This window comes from Streptomyces sp. SirexAA-E, assembly GCF_000177195.2.
Classification (GTDB): Bacteria; Actinomycetota; Actinomycetes; order Streptomycetales; family Streptomycetaceae; genus Streptomyces; species Streptomyces flavovirens.
Genome location: NC_015953.1, coordinates 3,907,991 through 3,923,112, shown reverse-complemented (window position 1 = coordinate 3,923,112; position 15,122 = coordinate 3,907,991). Strand labels below are relative to the sequence as shown.

Below are 15,122 nucleotides of genomic sequence, written 5' to 3'. Positions count from 1 at the left end.
CTCCTGTACAGTCTGTCTTCGCAGCCGGACGCGAGGAAGGCAGCGGAACAGCCTGGTCCTGTGGAGCAGTTTGGAGTGCTCGCCACCCTGTCAAGGTGGAGGCCGCGGGTTCAAATCCCGTCAGGACCGCAGTAGACGAAAGCCCGGATCCCCTGGATCCGGGCTTTCGCGCGTCTTGACGCCACCGCCGGCCGCCGGTACTCCCGTAGGACGGAGGCCGCCCCTGTTTCCCTCGGCGCGGGGCGGCCGGTGGACCCGGAGGTCGCACGCATGGCCGCGTCGACGGCACGGCACGAGACCCGCGCGCTGCTGCGCGCCCATCTGGCGGCCGCGTCCGGCTACCGCCACCTCACCCGCCACTGCCCGATCTGCCACCGGCTGCTCCGGCTGGCCATGGAGCCCCTGACGCCCCCACAGGCGCCGTACGCCGCCGGGGAGTCCGACAGCGCCCCCCGGAAGCCCGCAGGCCCGCAGGAGGCCGCGGTGGACGCGCCGGAGCCCGGCAGGACGGCCGCCGGAGATCCCGCCGGTGACGAAAGTCCCCGCACGACATGACCAACAGCCGCAGCGATCCGGCTGCGGCTGGTGGCAGTCTGGTGGACGGGCAGGGCTCGACCGGTGTGACGGGAGTCACTCAACCAGTTTTGGACGCTGCGGACTTTACGCACTTCCTACAACTGGCGAATTTAATATGTGCAATTGCACTCCCCTTTCGGGCACATCCCGGACCGTTCCGTCCGAGCCGGTCCACGTCGTCAGGGACCCGTACGAACAGTCCCGAACAGGCTCGCTCCGAGTCGCACACGAGCCGAGGAAACCGACCCGTCGGCCTGTTCGGCGACCACCGCCCGGCCGGGCCGGCGGAGCGACCGCCGAGACCCCGGGGCGGGAGCGGGAAGTCGGCGGTACGGGACCGCGAGGGCCTGGCGTGCGAGGACGGAAAAGGCGCCCGGAGACAGAAAAATCGCGCTGGACCCGGCGGAGTCCAGCGCGATTTCAACGACATGACCTGTGTCTCACAGGAACGACGCCCGTTGGGGCAGGCGTCCGTCGTGTGGAGCTATGGGTGGGCACCAGCGGGTTGGGGGACCCTTCGGCGGCCCTGGTGGAGCGGTGCGGCTGCGGCGACAGGGGTGTGTCAGGCCTCGCTGCGCTGCTGCGGGATACCCGCAAGCAGTGCGCGGACCTCTGCCTCGCGGTACCGGCGATGTCCACCGAGCGTGCGGATGGACGTGAGCTTGCCAGCCTTCGCCCACCGGGTGACCGTCTTCGGGTCCACGCGGAACATCGTGGCAACCTCAGCCGGGGTCAGCAGCGGCTCGGCATCAGGGGTGCGAGCGGTCATGAGCGGCCTCCTCGGGAGAACCGAACCATCTCGGTTCTTTCCTCTAAATTCTGCACCTTGACCCGCGTTGCCCGAAATGGCGGACGCGGGCCGAGTCGGTTATAGGACGAACGGCTTGTCCTCGGCACTACAACTACACCATCCGTCCAGCCACGTCGGCCAAACCGATGGAATTGCCCTCCCAGGTGTTCATCAGCGACGGAAGCCGATGGACCGTGCCATAGCGGACAGTCACGCCCCAGTAACGATCAGTCACAGGGCGAACAGGAGTCGCCAGAAGTCGTCAGACCCCCCATAGCGAGCAATGCGGAGCATCCCGCCCATAGTTGGACGGACAGAGCCCTCCCCGGACTCCTTGTCCTATTTTGGCATGAGGAGTAGGGAACGGCGCAAGGGCCCCGTTAGTGCTATCCGTCACGCTTGAGGCAAAGGCCCGGTTCGGGACGTAGGTCCCGGGTCACACCCGAAACCCTGCCGTCACACACACCACACGTGTCACACAGGACTCAGGTTCACGGCCCGTCAGTTCCCCTCACGTCATCTCCGTTCACCTCCACCGGTCCGCCGGGCGCCCCCGGGGTCACGGTGTCCTCGATGCCGGACACCGCATGGCTTGTCTCTTCCCTCCCGATGACAGCTCTATGCGGTGGTTGTGGCCACTTGTGACATCAGGTGCGCCGGCCCTCAGTTGGCGAGGCGCCGGCGCCGCACCGCCTGCCACCGCTCGACCAGCCGCCCGTACGCGGCACCCGCCGCGTCCCGGTCGCCCGAGCGCAGGGCCGCGATGCCCTCCGCGACGTCCGCCGCCGAACGGTCGGCGGCGAGCTGCTCAGCGCTCAGCGCGTGGACCAGCCCGCCGTAGTCCAGCTCGACCAGGGCCCGCGGATGGAACTCCTCCAGCCAGCGGCCCACATCCACCAGCCCCTCGGTGAGCGGCCCTTCGTCGACCGTCTCCCGCAGCGTCCTCAGTGCCCGCGCCAGCCGGCGCCGGGCCTCCACCATCGGCGTCCGGTACCGCAGCAGGGGGCGGCCGCCCTCACCGGCCGCCACGTACTCGCGCTCCTCGTCCGCGAAGAGCACGAACCAGCGGACCGGTACGTGCCACACGGTGGTGCGGATCCAGGGACGGGCGTCCGGGTTCCGCTCCGCCCACCGCTCATGGTCCGCGGCGGCCTGGGCACGCACCACCGGGGGCAGAACCAGGTCCAGCACATTGGCCGGAAACAGACCCTCTAGTTCCTCCAGCGCCAGCCAGCCGCGCATCCGGGTCCGCCACGGGCAGACACACACCACCCCGTCGAGCTCCGCCACGAAGGCGTCCGGGCTCTCGTGCACCGGCACCGCCACCGGCGGGGTGGGCACCAAGTCCGCCAGCGAGCGCCGCAGTTCGTCCTGGGCCGTGGGCAGGGACGAGCGTCCCGCGTAGCGCGCCCAGTGGCTCCGCTCGGGTTCGCGAAAGGCGACGAGCGGCTCGTACACCCGCAGATAGGACGTGTAGGGGACGAGCACCGAAGACACCACCGACATGCAGCAGATCGTGTCACGCCGGTACTCCGCCAGGGGGTGATCCTCGGCACGGACGGAGATCTGCGTGTCCCGAGGACTTACGCTCTTGCCCAGTCGGGCCGGCCGTGCCGGCCGGCCCGCGGTCCTCCCCACCTTCAGGAGGGCCTTCCGCCGCTTCGTACTTGGGAGTCACCACAGTGACCGATGTGACCGGCGCGCCTGTCGATGTACTGCACACCCTGTTCCGCTCGGACCAGGGCGGCCACGAGCAAGTCGTCATCTGCCAGGACCGTGCCACCGGCCTCAAGGCCGTCATCGCCCTCCACTCCACCGCTCTGGGCCCCGCCCTCGGCGGCACCCGCTTCTACCCGTACGCCTCCGAGGCGGAGGCCGTCGCGGACGCGCTGAACCTGTCCCGCGGCATGTCGTACAAGAACGCCATGGCCGGACTCGACCACGGCGGCGGCAAGGCCGTGATCATCGGCGACCCCGATCTGATCAAGACCGAGGAACTCCTCCTGGCCTACGGCCGGTTCGTGTCCTCGCTCGGCGGGCGCTACGTGACCGCCTGCGACGTCGGGACCTACGTCGCCGACATGGACGTCGTCGCCCGGGAGTGCCGCTGGACCACCGGCCGCTCCCCCGAGAACGGCGGCGCCGGCGACTCCTCGGTGCTCACCGCGTACGGCGTCTTCCAGGGCATGCGGGCCAGCGCCCAGCACCTGTGGGGCGACCCCACACTGCGCGGCCGCAAGGTAGGCGTGGCGGGCGTCGGAAAGGTGGGCCACCACCTGGTCGAGCACCTGCTCAGCGACGGGGCCGAGGTCGTCGTGACGGACGTCCGCGAGGAGTCCGTACGCCGCGTCACCGATCTGCACCCCGAGGTCACCGTGGCCGCGGACACCGAGGCACTGATCCGCACCGAGGGCCTGGACATCTACGCCCCCTGCGCCCTCGGTGGCGCCCTCGACGACGGGAGCGTCGCCGCGCTCACCGCGAAGGTGGTGTGCGGAGCCGCCAACAACCAGCTCGCGCACCCGGGCGTGGAGAAGGACCTTGCCGACCGTTCGGTTCTGTACGCGCCGGACTACGTGGTCAACGCCGGCGGCGTGATCCAGGTCGCCGACGAGCTCCACGGCTTCGACTTCGACCGGTGCAAGGCGAAGGCCTCGAAGATCTTCGACACCACGCTGGCCATATTCGCACGTGCGAAGGCGGACGGGATCCCGCCGGCCGCCGCGGCGGACCGGATCGCCGAGCAGCGCATGGCGGAGGCGCGCCGCCCCTGAACAACGGCACCTGTGGGCCTCCGCCCCCGTCACGGGCCGTCGTCGGCGCCGTGACGGGGGCGGGGCCCGCGCGGGGAGACAAGACTCACTCCGGTCGGCGGGTCGGCCGTCCGGAAGAGGTTAAAATCGGCGTTGACCAGCGAGGACAGGGTCCCCGACGGTCATGTGGACAGGCGCGTGAGGCGGGCGGCGTACCGTATGGCCGACGAAGCAGGTACGGTTAAAGCCACGGGCGCGGTCTCTCAGCCGAGAGTCCGTCCCGAAACATGAACGCGTGTCAAGACTCTGGGGCCGTCGAGCCCCGTCACCGAGGGGGTCGAGCCATGGGGCGCGGCCGGGCAAAGGCCAAGCAGACCAAGGTCGCCCGCCAGCTGAAGTACAGCAGCGGCGGGACTGACCTGTCGCGTCTGGCCAATGAGCTGGGCGCATCGACTTCGAGTCAACCACCGAACGCCGAGCCGTTCGAGGACGACGACGAGGAAGATGACCCGTACGCACAGTACGCGGATCTGTATAACGACGACGCGGACGAGGACGATCAGTCCGGTCCGTCGTCACAGCGTCGCGGCGCTTGACCTCGCGCTGACACATCAACCCGGTCCGGGCCTGCCCGGACCGGGTTCTGTGCTGTCCCGGCCGGGTGGCGCAGCCCCCCGGCGCTCCGGACCGGACGCCCCGGCAGCCGCGGGCCCGGTGGAGACCGGACCCGCCGACGTGCCGTCGTGGTGCCTCTACCGTGCGTAGCTGCCGGTCAGGGCCGCGCCCGTGGTGTGTGCGCCGCGGTCGGTGATCTCTCCGGCGACCCAGGAGTCGACGCCCCGGTCCGCCAGCGTCGTGAGCGCCGCGTCGACCGAGTCGGCCGGGACGATCGCGATCATGCCGACGCCCATGTTGAGGGTCTTCTCGAGCTCCAGCCGCTCGACCTGTCCGGCGGTGCCGACCACGTCGAAGACGGCGCCGGGCGTCCAGGTGGACCGGTCGACCGTGGCGTGCAGGGAGTCCGGCACGACCCGGGCCAGGTTGTTGGCCAGGCCGCCGCCCGTGACGTGGCTGAAGCCGTGCACCTCGGTCGTACGGGTGAGGGCCAGGCAGTCCAGGGAGTAGATCCTGGTGGGCTCCAGAAGCTCCTCGCCGAGCGTCCTGCCGAACTCCTCGACCTGGCGGTCCAGCGACCAGCCGACCCGGTCGAAGACCACGTGGCGCACCAGCGAGTACCCGTTCGAGTGAAGACCGGAGGACGCCATGGCGATCACCGCGTCACCCTTACGGATACGGTCCGGGCCGAGCAGCCGGTCGGCCTCGACCACGCCCGTACCGGCGCCCGCGACGTCGAAGTCGTCCGGGCCGAGGAGGCCCGGGTGCTCGGCGGTCTCGCCGCCGACGAGGGCGCAGCCGGCCAGGACACAGCCCTCGGCGATGCCCTTGACGATGGCCGCCACCCGCTCGGGGTGGACCTTGCCGACGCAGATGTAGTCGGTCATGAAGAGCGGTTCGGCACCGCAGACGACGAGGTCGTCGACGACCATGCCCACGAGGTCGTGGCCGATGGTGTCGTACACGCCCATCTGGCGGGCCAGATCGACCTTGGTGCCGACGCCGTCGGTGGCGGAGGCGAGCAGCGGACGCTCGTACCGCTTGAGGGCGGAGGCGTCGAAGAGGCCGGCGAAACCGCCGAGCCCGCCGAGGCCCTCGACCTCGGGGCGCCTCGTCTTCTTCACCCACTCCTTCATCAGCTCGACGGCGCGGTCGCCCGCCTCGATGTCGACGCCCGCCGCCGCGTAGGAAGCACCTGTTGTCTCAGACATTGCCCGGGATCTTTCGTGTCGGAATACGGGGCTGGTGGGGAGGGCGCCGGTCGGTCCGGGTCACGGACGACGCAGCGCGTCGGCCGCCGCGGTGGCGGCGGGGCCGGCCGCCAGCTCGGTCTCCAGCAGCTGCTTGCCGAGCAGCTCGGGATCCGGGAGTTCCATCGGGTACTCGCCGTCGAAGCAGGCGCGGCACAGGTTCGGCTTGTCGATCGTCGTCGCCTCGATCATCGAGTCGATCGAGATGTAGGCGAGCGAGTCGGCGCCCATGGAGGTCGCGATCTCGTCGACGGACATGCCGTTCGCGATCAGCTCGGCGCGGGTCGCGAAGTCGATGCCGAAGAAGCAGGGCCACTTCACGGGCGGGGAGGAGATCCGGATGTGGATCTCGGCGGCGCCCGCCTCGCGGAGCATCCGGACCAGCGCGCGCTGGGTGTTGCCGCGGACGATCGAGTCGTCGACGACCACCAGGCGCTTGCCCTTGATGACTTCCTTGAGGGGGTTCAGCTTGAGGCGGATGCCCAGCTGCCGGATGGTCTGTGAAGGCTGGATGAAGGTCCGGCCGACATAGGCGTTCTTGACCAGTCCGGAGCCGAACGGGATCCCGCTCGCCTCGGCGTAGCCGATGGCCGCGGGGGTCCCGGATTCCGGCGTCGCTATGACCAGATCGGCTTCGGCCGGGGCTTCCGCCGCCAGCCTGCGGCCCATCTCGACCCGGGAGAGGTAGACGTTCCGTCCCGCGATGTCGGTGTCGGGACGTGCGAGGTAGACGTACTCGAAGACACAGCCCTTGGGCTTCGCTTCTGCGAACCGAGAGGTGCGCAGACCGTTCTCGTCGATCGCGACGAGCTCGCCCGGTTCGATCTCACGCACGAAGCTGGCGCCGCAGATGTCGAGGGCGGCGGACTCGGAGGCCACCACCCAGCCGCGCTCCAGCCGGCCGAGGACCAGGGGGCGGATGCCCTGCGGGTCGCGGGCGGCGTAGAGGGTGTGCTCGTCCATGAAGACGAGCGAGAAGGCGCCCTTGACCTCGGGGAGCACCTTCGCGGCGGCCTCCTCGACGGTGAGCGGCTTGTCGTCGGCGTCCCGCTGACCGGCCAGCAGCGCGGTCACCAGGTCGGTGTCGTTGGTGGCCGCGACCTGGGTCGCACGGCCGTCCTTGCGCGGGAGGTCGGCGACCATCTCGGCGAGCTGCGCCGTGTTGACCAGGTTGCCGTTGTGACCCAGGGCGATCGAGCCGTGCGCGGTGGCACGGAACGTCGGTTGCGCGTTCTCCCACACCGAGGCACCGGTGGTGGAGTAGCGGGCATGACCGACCGCGATATGGCCCTGGAGCGATCCCAGAGACGTTTCGTCGAAGACCTGCGAGACCAGTCCCATGTCCTTGAAGACCAGGATCTGGGACCCGTTGCTCACTGCGATGCCCGCGGACTCCTGTCCACGGTGCTGCAGGGCATACAGTCCGAAATAGGTGAGCTTGGCGACCTCTTCGCCCGGAGCCCAGACACCGAAGACGCCGCAAGCGTCCTGGGGGCCTTTCTCTCCGGGGAGCAGGTCGTGGTTGAGTCGTCCATCACCACGAGGCACGGCACCGAGTGTAGGGGACGATCGACCACCGGTCCGAATTGGACGACCGTCGCACCGGCCTTGGCCCCATGGTCCCCGGGGCGACCGAAAGGCCTTTCCGGGACGGCTCCACCACACCCACAACGGTCACCTTGAGTGATCGTCCCGGGGTGGTGGCGGACGGCCCCTGACGGCCGGAGGGCGGTCGGCGCCCGGAATGAAAGGCTGTTACCGGCCGGTCGGAGAACGTCTCCGTGTCCGGCGCGAGCCGCCTCCTCGTGGCGCTCGGTGAACTGCCCCCCGGACGGGACGGGCACAGCCCGAACGCCCGTTTCGTGGCGAGCCTCACACTGCGAGACCCGCGATACGCCTCCCCGACGGGTGCCGGGGCGGCCCGGACCACGCCGTCCGGGCACGCTGTGCCGGGTGTCCGGTGCGCTGGGTGAGCGCCCCGGGCCGCCGTACGGGCCCCTGCCCCCTTCAGCCCCGAGCCTCCCGCGCCGTCGCCACGAGCCCCTCGCCGTTCGGCGCGGTGAGGGTCAGGGAGCGGTGGCGCAGTTCGTACGCCGTCCCGCCCTTGAGCACGCCGAGCAGTGCGCGCTCCACGTCCATCTCGGGTCCCGGGCACAGCTTCCGGGTGGAGGCGAGCCGGCCGAAGGTGATCGTGGAGCCGGAGACGTCCGCCGTGCCGTGGAAGGAGTTGCAGCCGAGGTTTCCCTCCACGGAGCCGTCCTCGCCGAAGGTGAGGCGCGCGGTGTCCCGCGCGGCGGCGGGCAGGCTGGTGGCGGTGTCTCCGGAGACCAGCGAGGTGACCGTCCAGGCCGTGCCGGTGAGCGGGGCCGGTGGCTGGGCGGTGAGGTCGATCCGTTCACCGCCGGCCGTGGTCAGGGTCAGGGTCCGGTCGTCGCCCCGGCCCTCGACGGATGCGTCGAGCTCTCCGTCGAAGGTGCGGGCCAGGGCCGTCTCGAACCGCTGGACGTCCTTCTCACAGCCCATCTCCGTCGTCGTGGCCAGCCCCACGGTGACGCTGTCGCCGTCGACACGGGCGTCGGCGGTGAAGCGGTTGCAGCCGAAGCTGCCCGACGCCCGGCCCTTGTCGTCGATCTCCACATGGGCGTCGGCGGGGGCGGTTGTTCTCTTCCCTCCGACGGTCAGGGAGGACACGCTCCAGTGGACACCGGTGACGGGCGGCTCGTTCCGTACGGAGCCACTGCCGTCCCCGGGGCCCGCCTCCGTGCCGCAGGCGGCGAGGGTGAGGAGGGCCAGGACTCCGACGGCCGTACGTTGTTCGCGCATGGTCCTGGGACGGGCCGACCCGCCGATCCGGTTCCCCTCAGCCCATGAGCGGCAGCAGCGCGTCCAGGTCGGCCCGTTCGCCGCTCGCGCTGACCTGCGCCTCTTCCAGGGCGTGCGTCCACCGCGTCCGGCCGGTGGCGAGACGGACCCAGGTGAGCGGATCTGTCTCCACGACGTTGGGCGGGGTCCCCCGGGTGTGCTTGGGCCCGCCGATGCACTGGACGACGGCGAACGGCGGGACGCGCACCTCGACGGATCCGCCCGGCGCCCGGTCCGCGAGGGTGTCCGCCAGCAGCCGGGTGCACGCCGCGAGCGCCTGCCGGTCGCAGGGGACGGCGAGGCCGGCCGCGCGGTTCAGGTCGTCGGTGTGCGCGACGAGTTCGACGGTGCGGGTGACGAGGAAGTCGCCCAGCCGCATGGTCCCCGCCCGGGTCGCGACCAGCCGGTCCGCCGCACTGCCGCCGGCCAGCCGGGCGAACCGCTCGGCGGTCTCCTCGTACAACGCGTCGAGGTCGGGGCGGGCGGTGGCCAGGGTCCGGGCGTCGTCGGCGATGTCTCCCCCGCGCCCGACGGTGGTCGAGGCCCACTCCAGCAGCCCGACCTGCGGCTCCCGGCCACCGGCCGGTTCCGGCGACTCCAGTGCGCCGCTGACGCGTTCGAGCGCGGCCGTGACGTGGGCGGCGAGGTCCCGCACGGTCCACTCCCCGAGCCCCGCCGGCCGGGCGAGCTGCTCGGGCGTCAGCGTACGGACGCCGTCCCGCAGGTGGCCGAACTGGGAGAGGACCGCGGTCCGGGTCCGGGAGACGTCGTACGCGCGGAGGCGCTTCTTGGCCGGTGGCATGGGGCGAGACTAACCGGGCCGTCCGACAACGGCCGCGGCCCGCCCGGTGCTCAACTCGTCGCGAACTCCGCCGCCTCGGGGTGGGCGACGCCGGTGCAGCCACGACGTGCGGCCGCGTCGCCGGCGTACGCGTGGAGCAGCGCTTCGAGCCGGTCCCCGGTGACGATGCGGTCGTACGGGTAGGCCACCTGCAGCAGGTGCACGGCGGGCCGGCCGTCGCTGACGGAGGTGGCCCACCAGGCCGCACCGTCGGCCTTCCCCGGGGCGGCCGGATCGATCCGGGCCGACAGCGGCACGTCGGTCCACAGCCCCCGGCTGCCGTCGCCGACGAAGGTCTCGGCCTTCATCCACAGCGGCAGCGCCGAGAGGGTCGAGTGGAGGCCGCGCGCATGCTCCGCGGGCTTCTCGTAGGCGGGCCAGATCCTGCGGGTCTCGTCCTCGCCGAGCGCGACCAGGACGGACAGCGTGTTCAGGACGGCCCGCGGCGCCCGTGGGCGTTCCGCCCGTCCGGTGTTCCGGACGGGCGGGCCGTGGCTGTGCCGTCCTCGTCCATCGTTCCCCCGTGCCCCCGTGCAGCGACAACCCGTGCCGCCAGGGAAACTACCGGTCGCCGCCGACGGGCTCGCGCGTGACGAACGTCTCGCCGTTCGCCGGGACTCCGATGTCCCGCCAGGTGAAGGGGATGCCCCGGGCCACGTCGAGGTCCGGGTGGTCCATCAGCTGGAAGTGGACGTGCGGCTCGGTGGAGTTGCCGGAGTTCCCGCACCGGGCGAGCTGCTGCCCGGCCCGGACCGTGTCCCCCGCCTTCACCTGGAGCGAGCCGCGCCGGACGTGCGCGTACATGGCGTACGTGCCGTCGCCGAGGTCCAGCACGATGTGGTTGCCGACGACCCGGTGCGCGCCGGCCATGTCGCGTACGGACGCCTCGAACAGCATCAGGTACGCCAGGGCCGGGCCCGAGTTCCGGCTGAGGTGATCGCGCTGTCCGTCGCTCGCGTGGACGACGGTGCCGTCCGCCACCGCCAGCAGCGGGGCGCCGAAGGCCGGGAAGTCCTCGTTGCGGCGGGCGACGGGCCACAGCCAGCGGAAGTCCGGACGGCTCTTCCCCTCCTCCGGCTCGGCGACGACGTCGATCGCGTACGTCTGCCCGTAGCCGTGCACCCCGTGGCTGGGCACCCGGTCGGCCGGGCTGTTGAGCGCCGTCCAGCGACCCGTCACCGGCGGGCCGACCTCGACCGCCGGGCGGGCCTTCACCGCCACCTCCCGGCTGCTCAGCCGGCCGAGCACCACGGTGATCACGACGGCGAGCGCCGCGGGGACGAAGGTCAGCCCGAAGGGGAGCACCGGGTCGGTGAAGACACCCACCAGCACCAGAGCGACGAAGACGATCCAGCAGCAGCGGCACAGGATCATCGCGGCTTTGCGTACGGACATGGTGTTCCCCCACTACGTGTGCGGTCAGGGCCGGGCGGCGGCCGTGAGGACCACCAGCAGCGGTACGACCCGGGTGCCGGGGACCTCGTAACGCCCGCGCCCGGTCGTGTGCAGCCATCCCGCCCCGGTCAGCAGGCGCAGATGGTGGTAGATCTGACCGGTCGTCCCGGTCTCGTCGAGCTCGGCCAGTTCGGCGGCCGTGCGCCGGCCCGCGAGGATCTCGCGGAGCAGCCGCAGCCGTACCGGGTGTCCGAGCGCGGCCAGCGGTTCGGCGGCCTCCGCCCAGTCGGGGCGGTACTCCTCCGTACCCAGCAGACCGGTCGTGAGGGCGCCGTACTGCCACTCGTACCGCTCCCCGGCGGGCAGCCGGACCGTACCCGTGAACAGCACCCCACCGTCGGCCGCGGCGTCCCCGAGCCGGTCGAACTGATCCTTCAGTCCGTCCAGCGCCCAGAAGTCGCCGTCGTCCAGAACCGGCGGCGCACCATCCGCCGCCTGCTCCAGCACCGCGATGCGGCGCTCCAGCTCGGCGACGCGTTCCTCGAGCTCCATGTCCACAACCTTACGTAATTACGTAATCTCAATCAACAGGGAACGTCGGAGCCCCCGCCCGGTCGGCCCGGACGGGGGCTTCGGATGGATCGGGGAAGGATCTCAGGCGAAGAGGTCCTTCAGGGTCCCCTCGTGCGCCGTACGCAGCTCGCTCAGCGGGATGGCGAACTCGCCCTGGACCTCGATCTCGTCACCGTCCACGACACCGATCCGGGTCACGGGCAGGCCCCGCGCACCGCACATGTCGTTGAAGCGGAGCTCCTCGCTGCGCGGGACCGAGACGACCGCGCGGCCGGCCGACTCCGAGAACAGGAAGGTGAACGCGTCCAGGGAGTCCGGCACGACCAGCCGGGCACCCTTCCCGCCGCGCAGGCAGGACTCGGTGACCGCCTGGATCAGACCGCCGTCGGAGAGGTCGTGGGCGGCGTCGATCATGCCGTCGCGGGAGGCCGAGATGAGGATCTCGCCGAGCAGCTTCTCGCGGCCCAGGTCCACCTTGGGCGGCAGCCCGCCGAGGTGCTGGTGGACGACCTCGGACCAGGCCGAGCCGCCGAACTCCTCGTGCGTGTCGCCCAGCAGGTAGAGCAGCTGCCCCTCCTCGGCGAAGGCGACCGGCGTGCGCCGGGTGACGTCGTCGATCACACCGAGCACGGCCACGACGGGCGTCGGGTGGATCGCCGTCTCACCGGTCTGGTTGTACAGCGAGACGTTGCCGCCGGTGACCGGGGTGCCCAGTTCCAGGCAGCCGTCCGCGAGACCACGGGTGGCCTCGGCGAACTGCCACATGACGTCCGGGTCCTCGGGCGAACCGAAGTTCAGGCAGTCCGAGATCGCCAGCGGCTTGGCACCGGTGGCGGCGACGTTGCGGTACGACTCCGCGAGCGCGAGCTGCGCGCCGGTGTACGGGTCGAGCTTGGCGTACCGGCCGTTGCCGTCGGTCGCCATCGCCACGCCCAGGTTCGACTCCTCGTCGATCCGGACCATGCCGGCGTCCTCGGGCATCGCCAGCACGGTGTTGCCCTGCACGAAGCGGTCGTACTGGTCGGTGATCCAGGACTTGGAGGCCTGGTTCGGGGAGCCGACCAGCTTGAGGACCTGCTCGCGCAGCTCGGCGCCGTTCGCCGGGCGGGCCAGCCTGCCGGCGTCGTCGGCCTGGAGCGCGTCCTGCCAGGACGGCCGCGCGAACGGCCGGTGGTAGGTCGGGCCCTCGTGCGCGACGGACCGCGGCGGCACGTCCACGATCTGCTCGCCGTGCCAGAAGATCTCCAGCTGGGAGCCCTCGGTCACCTCACCGATGACGGTGGCGATGACGTCCCACTTCTCGCAGATCTCCAGGAAGCGGTCCACGTGCTGCGGCTCGACGATCGCGCACATGCGCTCCTGCGACTCGCTCATGAGGATCTCCTCGGGCGAGAGCGAGGAGTCGCGCAGCGGCACGGTGTCCAGCTCGACGCGCATGCCGCCGGAGCCCGCGGAGGCCAGCTCGCTGGTGGCACAGGAGAGCCCGGCGCCGCCGAGGTCCTGGATGCCCGCGACGAGCTTCTCCTTGAAGATCTCCAGGGTGCACTCGATGAGGAGCTTCTCCTGGAACGGGTCGCCGACCTGGACGGCGGGCCGCTTGGCCGGGCCGGTCGACTCGAAGGTCTCCGAGGCCAGGACCGAGACCCCGCCGATGCCGTCGCCGCCGGTGCGGGCGCCGTACAGGATGACCTTGTTGCCGGGCCCGGACGCCTGCGCGAGGTGGATGTCCTCGTGCTTCATCACGCCGATGCATCCGGCGTTGACGAGCGGGTTGCCCTGGTAGCAGGCGTCGAAGACGACCTCGCCGCCGATGTTCGGCAGGCCCAGGCAGTTGCCGTAGCCGCCGATGCCCGCGACGACGCCCGGCAGGACGCGCCGGGTGTCGGGGTGGTCGGCCGCGCCGAAGCGCAGCGGGTCGACGACCGCGACCGGGCGGGCGCCCATGGCGAGGATGTCGCGGACGATGCCGCCGACACCGGTGGCCGCGCCCTGGTAGGGCTCGATGTACGAGGGGTGGTTGTGCGACTCGACCTTGAAGGTGACCGCGTATCCCTGGCCGACGTCGACCACACCGGCGTTCTCGCCGATGCCGACGAGCATCGCGTCGTTGGCGGGGACCTTCTCGCCGAACTGCTTGAGGTGGACCTTGCTGCTCTTGTAGGAGCAGTGCTCGGACCACATCACGGAGTACATGGCGAGCTCGGCACCGGTGGGACGGCGGCCCAGGATCTCGCGGATCCGCGCGTACTCGTCCTCCTTGAGGCCGAGTTCCTTCCAGGGCTGCTCGGTGTCCGGGGTTTCGGCCGCGTGCTCGACCGTGTCCAGGCTCATGCGTTGACCAGCTTCTTGATGATCGAGGTGAAGAAACCGAGGCCGTCGGTGCGGCCGGTGCCGATGAGCGGCTCCACGGCGTGCTCCGGGTGCGGCATCAGGCCGACGACGTTGCCCGCGGCGTTGGTGATGCCGGCGATGTCGCGCAGCGAGCCGTTGGGGTTGCCGTCGAGGTAGCGGAAGGCGACGCGGCCCTCGGCCTCCAGCTCGTCGAGCGTGCGCTCGTCGGCGGTGTACCGGCCGTCCATGTTCTTCAGCGGTACGGAGATCTCCTGGCCCGCCGTGTAGTCGGAGGTCCAGGCCGTCCCCGCGTTCTCCACCCGCAGCTTCTGGTCGCGGCAGATGAAGTGGAGGTGGTTGTTGCGCAGCATCGCGCCGGGCAGCAGGTGCGCCTCGGTCAGGATCTGGAAGCCGTTGCAGATGCCGAGGACCGGCAGGCCCGCCCTGGCCTGTTCGATGAGCGTCTCCATCACCGGCGAGAAGCGGGAGATGGCGCCCGCGCGCAGGTAGTCCCCGTACGAGAAACCACCGGCCAGGACGACCGCGTCGACCTGGTGCAGGTCCTTGTCGCGGTGCCAGAGGGACACGGGCTCGGCGCCCGCGACCCGGACGGCCCGCAGGGCGTCCTGGTCGTCGAGGGTGCCGGGAAAAGTGACGACGCCGATACGGGTGGTCACTTCTCCTCCTCCACCTTGACGACGAAGTCCTCGATGACGGTGTTGGCGAGGAAGGTCTCGGCCAGCTCGTTGATACGGGCGAGAGCGGCGTCGTCGACCGGCCCCTCGACCTGGAGCTCGAAACGCTTTCCCTGGCGGACGTCCGCGATTCCGTCGAAGCCGAGACGGGGCAGCGCGCGCTGCACGGCCTGTCCCTGCGGGTCGAGGATCTCCGGCTTGAGCATGACGTCGACTACGACGCGTGCCACTGGCACTCCCGGTGGTGTGGTGCGGCTGAGTCTCCGTGGGGTTCCCCATCCCCACGGGTCCACTCAGCGTACCTGGCTGAAAATTCTACGCGGGTAGATATCGCCCGTGGGCGATCACACGGGGATATCGACGGCGACAACGCGCAGGAAAAGTCTCGGGAAAGAATCTTCACCCGGATTGCATGCGGACACGCGGACGTAATTGGCTGGG

At 70.8% G+C, this 15,122-nt stretch carries 15 protein-coding genes and 1 tRNA gene; 4 read left to right on the top strand and 12 right to left on the bottom strand.

From position 1 onward, the window contains the following. Positions 1-54 precede the first annotated feature (54 nt). Positions 55-129: transfer RNA gene (locus SACTE_RS17480), tRNA-Asp, on the top strand. A gap of 141 nt (positions 130-270) precedes the next feature. Beyond that, positions 271-555, top strand: a complete 285-nt coding sequence (locus SACTE_RS17475) for a DUF6274 family protein (protein WP_014047350.1) — start codon at positions 271-273, stop codon at positions 553-555. A 583-nt stretch (positions 556-1,138) separates the two neighbouring features. Here the strand turns inward: SACTE_RS17475 and bldC are convergent. Together bldC and SACTE_RS17465 are read right to left on the bottom strand one after the other, a co-directional pair. Then, the gene (gene bldC / locus SACTE_RS17470) at positions 1,139-1,345 is read right to left on the bottom strand and encodes a developmental transcriptional regulator BldC (RefSeq protein WP_003949541.1); all 207 of its coding nucleotides are present in this window, start codon (positions 1,343-1,345) and stop codon (positions 1,139-1,141) included. A gap of 684 nt (positions 1,346-2,029) precedes the next feature. After that, entirely contained in the window at positions 2,030-2,872 is an 843-nt protein-coding gene (locus tag SACTE_RS17465) for a hypothetical protein (RefSeq protein WP_019992432.1), read from the bottom strand. A gap of 176 nt (positions 2,873-3,048) precedes the next feature. Between SACTE_RS17465 and SACTE_RS17460 the strand changes: the two genes are divergently transcribed. Together SACTE_RS17460 and SACTE_RS17455 are read left to right on the top strand one after the other, a co-directional pair. Further along, complete coding sequence (locus SACTE_RS17460) at positions 3,049-4,140, top strand: Glu/Leu/Phe/Val dehydrogenase dimerization domain-containing protein (RefSeq protein ID WP_014047348.1); 1,092 nt, start codon at positions 3,049-3,051, stop codon at positions 4,138-4,140. 323 nt (positions 4,141-4,463) lie between these two features. Beyond that, a complete protein-coding gene (locus SACTE_RS17455) occupies positions 4,464-4,715 on the top strand; it encodes a DUF3073 domain-containing protein (RefSeq protein ID WP_014047347.1) in 252 nt (83 codons plus the stop codon). A 156-nt stretch (positions 4,716-4,871) separates the two neighbouring features. On the opposite strand, the gene purM is transcribed toward SACTE_RS17455, so the two are convergent. From purM to purS, 10 genes are all read right to left on the bottom strand, one after another. Continuing rightward, positions 4,872-5,945 (bottom strand): phosphoribosylformylglycinamidine cyclo-ligase, encoded by a 1,074-nt coding sequence (gene purM / locus SACTE_RS17450; protein WP_014047346.1) that lies wholly within the window; start codon positions 5,943-5,945, stop codon positions 4,872-4,874. Positions 5,946-6,005: 60 nt separating this feature from the next. Continuing rightward, the gene (gene purF, locus SACTE_RS17445) at positions 6,006-7,532 is read right to left on the bottom strand and encodes an amidophosphoribosyltransferase (RefSeq protein ID WP_014047345.1); all 1,527 of its coding nucleotides are present in this window, start codon (positions 7,530-7,532) and stop codon (positions 6,006-6,008) included. A gap of 459 nt (positions 7,533-7,991) precedes the next feature. Beyond that, complete coding sequence (locus SACTE_RS17440) at positions 7,992-8,807, bottom strand: META domain-containing protein (protein WP_014047344.1); 816 nt, start codon at positions 8,805-8,807, stop codon at positions 7,992-7,994. Between the two features lie 37 nt (positions 8,808-8,844). After that, a complete protein-coding gene (locus tag SACTE_RS17435) occupies positions 8,845-9,648 on the bottom strand; it encodes a maleylpyruvate isomerase family mycothiol-dependent enzyme (RefSeq protein ID WP_014047343.1) in 804 nt (267 codons plus the stop codon). 50 nt (positions 9,649-9,698) lie between these two features. Beyond that, on the bottom strand, positions 9,699-9,995 hold the full coding sequence (locus SACTE_RS17430; RefSeq protein WP_014047342.1) for a hypothetical protein: 297 nt from the start codon (positions 9,993-9,995) through the stop codon (positions 9,699-9,701). Between the two features lie 253 nt (positions 9,996-10,248). Then, the gene (locus SACTE_RS17425; RefSeq protein ID WP_014047341.1) at positions 10,249-11,082 is read right to left on the bottom strand and encodes a M23 family metallopeptidase; all 834 of its coding nucleotides are present in this window, start codon (positions 11,080-11,082) and stop codon (positions 10,249-10,251) included. A gap of 24 nt (positions 11,083-11,106) precedes the next feature. Next, entirely contained in the window at positions 11,107-11,634 is a 528-nt protein-coding gene (locus SACTE_RS17420) for a helix-turn-helix domain-containing protein (protein ID WP_014047340.1), read from the bottom strand. A 102-nt stretch (positions 11,635-11,736) separates the two neighbouring features. Next, positions 11,737-13,986, bottom strand: coding sequence for a phosphoribosylformylglycinamidine synthase subunit PurL (gene purL, locus SACTE_RS17415; RefSeq protein WP_014047339.1), 2,250 nt, complete (start codon positions 13,984-13,986; stop codon positions 11,737-11,739). Then, positions 13,983-14,663, bottom strand: coding sequence for a phosphoribosylformylglycinamidine synthase subunit PurQ (gene purQ, locus SACTE_RS17410; protein ID WP_014047338.1), 681 nt, complete (start codon positions 14,661-14,663; stop codon positions 13,983-13,985). Before purQ ends, purL begins: the two co-directional genes overlap by 4 nt. Then, positions 14,660-14,911 (bottom strand): phosphoribosylformylglycinamidine synthase subunit PurS, encoded by a 252-nt coding sequence (gene purS, locus SACTE_RS17405; protein ID WP_014047337.1) that lies wholly within the window; start codon positions 14,909-14,911, stop codon positions 14,660-14,662. Before purS ends, purQ begins: the two co-directional genes overlap by 4 nt. Positions 14,912-15,122: the final 211 nt, after the last annotated feature.

Excerpts from the sequence above, each read along its gene's own strand:
- SACTE_RS17475 (WP_014047350.1), top strand. The coding sequence starts at position 271 with ATGGCCGCGTCGACGGCACGGCACGAGACCCGCGCGCTGCTGCGCGCC.
- bldC (WP_003949541.1), bottom strand. The coding sequence starts at position 1,345 with ATGACCGCTCGCACCCCTGATGCCGAGCCGCTGCTGACCCCGGCTGAG.
- SACTE_RS17465 (WP_019992432.1), bottom strand. The coding sequence starts at position 2,872 with ATGTCGGTGGTGTCTTCGGTGCTCGTCCCCTACACGTCCTATCTGCGG.
- SACTE_RS17455 (WP_014047347.1), top strand. The coding sequence starts at position 4,464 with ATGGGGCGCGGCCGGGCAAAGGCCAAGCAGACCAAGGTCGCCCGCCAG.
- purM (WP_014047346.1), bottom strand. The coding sequence starts at position 5,945 with ATGTCTGAGACAACAGGTGCTTCCTACGCGGCGGCGGGCGTCGACATC.
- SACTE_RS17440 (WP_014047344.1), bottom strand. The coding sequence starts at position 8,807 with ATGCGCGAACAACGTACGGCCGTCGGAGTCCTGGCCCTCCTCACCCTC.
- SACTE_RS17435 (WP_014047343.1), bottom strand. The coding sequence starts at position 9,648 with ATGCCACCGGCCAAGAAGCGCCTCCGCGCGTACGACGTCTCCCGGACC.
- SACTE_RS17430 (WP_014047342.1), bottom strand. The coding sequence starts at position 9,995 with ATGAAGGCCGAGACCTTCGTCGGCGACGGCAGCCGGGGGCTGTGGACC.
- SACTE_RS17425 (WP_014047341.1), bottom strand. The coding sequence starts at position 11,082 with ATGTCCGTACGCAAAGCCGCGATGATCCTGTGCCGCTGCTGCTGGATC.
- SACTE_RS17420 (WP_014047340.1), bottom strand. The coding sequence starts at position 11,634 with ATGGAGCTCGAGGAACGCGTCGCCGAGCTGGAGCGCCGCATCGCGGTG.
- purL (WP_014047339.1), bottom strand. The coding sequence starts at position 13,986 with ATGAGCCTGGACACGGTCGAGCACGCGGCCGAAACCCCGGACACCGAG.